This is a genomic window from Aquiflexum sp. (assembly GCF_041749095.1).
Lineage (GTDB): Bacteria > Bacteroidota > Bacteroidia > Cytophagales > Cyclobacteriaceae > Aquiflexum.
The window spans coordinates 1-4,313 of the sequence record NZ_JBGTCA010000237.1 but is presented as its reverse complement, the minus strand read 5'-3'; the positions used below and the strand labels follow the sequence as shown (position 1 = coordinate 4,313).

At 44.4% G+C, this 4,313-nt stretch carries 3 protein-coding genes; 2 read left to right on the top strand and 1 reads right to left on the bottom strand.

The genetic code is table 11. The features are described from left to right. On the top strand, nucleotides 1–748 hold a 748-nt coding region (locus ACEW8O_RS11320), incomplete at its 5' end, for a DUF1080 domain-containing protein (protein ID WP_373494741.1). 53 nt (nucleotides 749–801) lie between these two features. Here the strand turns inward: ACEW8O_RS11320 and ACEW8O_RS11315 are convergent. Next, nucleotides 802–3,594 (bottom strand): DUF6797 domain-containing protein, encoded by a 2,793-nt coding sequence (locus tag ACEW8O_RS11315; RefSeq protein WP_373494740.1) that lies wholly within the window; start codon nucleotides 3,592–3,594, stop codon nucleotides 802–804. A 124-nt stretch (nucleotides 3,595–3,718) separates the two neighbouring features. On the opposite strand from ACEW8O_RS11315, the gene ACEW8O_RS11310 reads away from it, so the two are divergent. Beyond that, the gene (locus ACEW8O_RS11310; RefSeq protein ID WP_373494739.1) at nucleotides 3,719–4,141 is read left to right on the top strand and encodes a nuclear transport factor 2 family protein; all 423 of its coding nucleotides are present in this window, start codon (nucleotides 3,719–3,721) and stop codon (nucleotides 4,139–4,141) included. Nucleotides 4,142–4,313: the final 172 nt, after the last annotated feature.

The window sequence follows — 4,313 nt, the reverse complement described above, 5'->3', positions numbered from 1 at the left end:
ATTCGGGTGTACCTCGAATTCCAACCAATCTGAAACCAATGAAGACTGGCAAATACTTTTCAACGGAATAGATCTTGATGATTGGGTGGTAAAAATCCACCAGCACGAAGTAGGTGATAATTATGCCAATACCTTCCGGGTAGTAGATGGTAAGATTCAGGTAAATTATGATGAATATGACAAATTCAACAACAGGTATGGACACCTGTTTTATAAAAAACCTTTTTCATCATTCCACTTAAAGTTTGAATACCGATTTACAGATCAATGGATGGAAGACGCCGCAAGCTACACCTATAGAAACAGCGGGGTCATGTTCCACTCCCAGGATCCAAACAGTATTTTGAAGGATCAAGATTGGCCGATATCTGTGGAGTATCAGATGCTGGCACGTGAGGTGGATGGACAGGCACGTCCGACCGGAAATATGTGCTCCCCCGGAACGGAAGTGTTTTATGAAGGAAGCTTGTATCCCGATCATTGTATCAATTCATCCTCATCTACATTTGATTGGAATGAATGGGTCAAGGCAGATCTGATCGTTTACAGGGACTCTTTGATCATTCATATGGTCAATGGAGATACGGTGCTGCGTTATTCCAAACCGCATATAGGAGGCGAAGTGGCCAACAGATTTGACCCTAATATCAACATTGACGGAAAGCCCCTGACATCAGGTTATATTGGATTACAGGCAGAAGGCCAAGGGGTAGAGTTTAAGGAAATCAAGTTAAGGAAGCTGGATTGAAAGTCTAATTATCATACACACGGAATTTAGAAGAATTCATTCCTTTATTTCCCTCATAAAGATTTGATATAGATCACCAAGGATTCAAGTTCATTGTCCGAAAGAATCCCCAGAAAAGAGGGCATTCCCTCTTCATATCCTTCAACCTCTTTAGCGCTTGGTTTGGTAATGGATTCCAGGATATACGCTTCATCGGCAACCACCGAGGTTCCGTCTTTTAAAGGCCGTGTCGATCCAAAGAGATTCTTCATATTTGGACCTACTTTCCCATCGGATTTGTCATCAATGGCATGACAGGCAATACAGCCCATTTTTAAGAAAATCTGACTTCCCAGCTCTAGAGATGGCTTCCCTCCTGTATCTTCCACCACCATAACGCTCCGGTCATAATCAATTTCCTCCAAATTGAAGTTGCTGAATCCTTCTGCCAAGAGATCCGGTTTTGTAACATGGTTTACGGTCAGCCAGATAACATCCTCCATGGCCGAACCATTGGCTGATCGGATATTGTAAGACACCTCCATTTGCATGATTTCTTGGATATCCGGCACAGCGAGGAACAATGCCTTCCGGTCTTCCGAAAGGCCCACAGCTACTACCGGCAATAACTCCTCCCCTTCCGTACCGTCAGGCTTGAAATGACCGGAACCATATTTTGGGGTGCGATGGTAATTCCATCTTTTCACCACATAGTTTTTGGGATCTTTGGCAATTGTCTCATCCAGGGCCTTATTGAACCGGATAATTATCCCTCCATCCCGGACATAAAATTTTTCAGGCGTAAAACTTTCCATACCTGTATAACGAATCCGGGTAAATGCACTGATGGTACTGGAATTGGTGCCCCAAAGGGAAAACCCGGTAAGATAAAGCTGCCCATCACCTGGATTGATCACTCCCTTCATAGGTGGTGCAGGATAATGGCCTTTGATAACAGAAACTCCCCCCTGAACCCCATTTGCCAAACTGTCGATCATGACCCTGAACATACCGGGACGACCGTAAGATAAATGGACCATATTCCCATTAAGAGGTCCCATCTTGTCACCGGTGATCCAAACCTGACCGATGCCGGATCTGTCCTCTCTGTGGGGTATCCAGGTTAAAGGCGGTGTGATTTCCGGGATGGGGTCAAGGTGGGCTGTGGCAGGCACTCCATAATAGTCACCTTTTCCTACAAGCATGACCGGGGTAGAAGGCATGTAGTGTCCCTGTTGGTCAGAGGCAGACAATACACCTGTCTTTGGATGGATTCCCAGATAAGGTCCGCGCAATCCAGTAGCAATGGTTTCGATGGACCGGCCATCAGCCGAGATTTTTAGAATTGAGCCGTCATGTGGCGAACCTGCACGGAATCCCAGGAGGCTTTTGGGGGAGGAGGTTTGTGGCCCCATATCAAGTGCTCCGAATTTGGAAACATAAAAACTCCCATCCGGTGCCGCCACCATATCGCTTGCCCATTCCCTCGTTTCTATGGTCTGTATCATGATGTTGGAAAAATTCTCATAAAAATCTGCCTCTCCATCTCCATTCAGATCATGAATCCGGACAATCCCTTCTTTTCCGAATACATAAATTTTGCCATCAACTATTTCTATGCTTTGGGGTTCATATAAGCCTGAAGCAAAACGCTTCCATTTCAGTTTTTTCAATTGGTGACTGAAGCCCTGTAGGATCCATACATCTCCTTCAAAGGTGACCAAAGCCGCTTTTCCCCCATCAAAAAAAGCAGCATCCACTACCCTGACATTCCTCTTCCAGGGATTGGGAATCGGCAGCGTAAGTACATCCGTCACAAAAGAAGCTGTATCAGGCGAAAGCTGACCTTTGGTCAAAACCGTCTCCTTCCAGCGGGCCGGGCCCCCTTTTCGGAAATCAGATATTTTGGTATTGGTTTGGGAAAGCATTTGTTCGAAATGCGCTTTATTTTCCGCTTTTCCATGCCACATGGCCAAAGTGAAGTTGAGATTTTCTGATCCTGCCGGAAGATTTACTACGGCATAGCGGTCTTCTATCACCTCCAAACTCACTCCCTGAAAATCGCCGGTCAAGCCAAAGCCTGTGATCAAATCCAGATTCTCACCATGATAGAAAAAAGCTTTATTTTCCAATACTTCACTTTTTACAGCACCGGTCACTTCGGCTGCGACCATTGTAAGTGCCTTTCTTGGTCCTTCAGTTTGAATGGTTCTGGTAAAAGTAGTTTCATTTTCTGATCGGATAGTACCGGGTTTTTCAGTCACCTCCGTATCTCCCACGGTGTAGGACAACAACACCTCATTTCCACTGAGAAAAATCCCGTTCCACCTACCTATCTCCACAGGCAAAGGACCCCATGAAAGCAAATCAGGATTGATAGGCGGAGTTCTGGGATCAGCAAATTGATGTTCGGGTCCGCCCCATCCTGCGTAGAGACCATTTGCGATTTTGGGGTCTCCACCGATCACAGGAAGAAGGTTGTCCTTATTGTGAAAATCCCGATAGGATATCTGTGCCATGGTCACCATGGGCATAAAATCCCCCGTCCAGGCCACAGCCCATCTCAGCATGTCCGTATCAAAAGCTGCGTAGGCATCCTCTCCCAATTTGATGGCAAGTACCCTCGCTGCAATATTATCATCCGGAAATTCTGCGCCCAATTTTCTTGCATCTAGAGAGGTGGTGATAAATGGAAAATCAGGTTCCACAAAATCCGCAAATTCTGCATCATCGAAGTTGACTTTTTCAATCAATTTTTCTTCTGTACAACCTGAAAAAAACAGAAAAAGGACCGGTAAAAAAATCAGAGTTTGAAAGAAAGAAAACGGATAATTTTTAATGTTCAGTTTTTGAATAGGTTTGTTCATATTAGGTCGGTTGCTCAGTATTTTACTCACTTAGGTGAATAAGTGGAGGTTTAAACTTAAAAATAAAATTTGAAAAAAAAATTTTATATTCAGGCATCTATATTTTCAACCCAATTTCCGACCTATGAAGAAGTCCCTTTTGATCCTGTCTTTATGCCTGATCAGCACAATTTCATTTTCCCAATCCAAATCACAAGTAGAAAATAAGGTCGAAAAGCTCCGCCTCTATATGATCGACCCTACAATGGAGAATCTCAAAGAGATCTCTTCTACATCCCTGACATACGGGCACTCCAATGGGCTTATTGAGAATCAGGGTGAGTTTATCGAAGCGCTGGTTTCGGGAGCGTCTGATTTCAGAAGCATCGACCTGAAGGATCAGACCATTATTTTTCCCAATAAAAACACTGCCCTGGTCCGACACAAACTCCATGGACTGGTATGGGACGGTACCAAAACCAATCCCGTCAACTTGGGTGTTCTATTGGTCTGGGTCAAGGAAAAAGGAAAGTGGAGACTGACGGCCAGACAGGCTTTCAAACTTTGATTTTAATGCGGTAGATTATTGCATCTGCCCTGGACTGTGTACTCTCAGGTAACATCATTGATAAATCTGTGTCAAAAAACGACTCACACTATTGCCACCAACAGCAATTCAAGATGCGGGCTCTTTTCTGATATCGGATTCACTTTGTTGTTTATCTTCAGGTTTTTTTGAC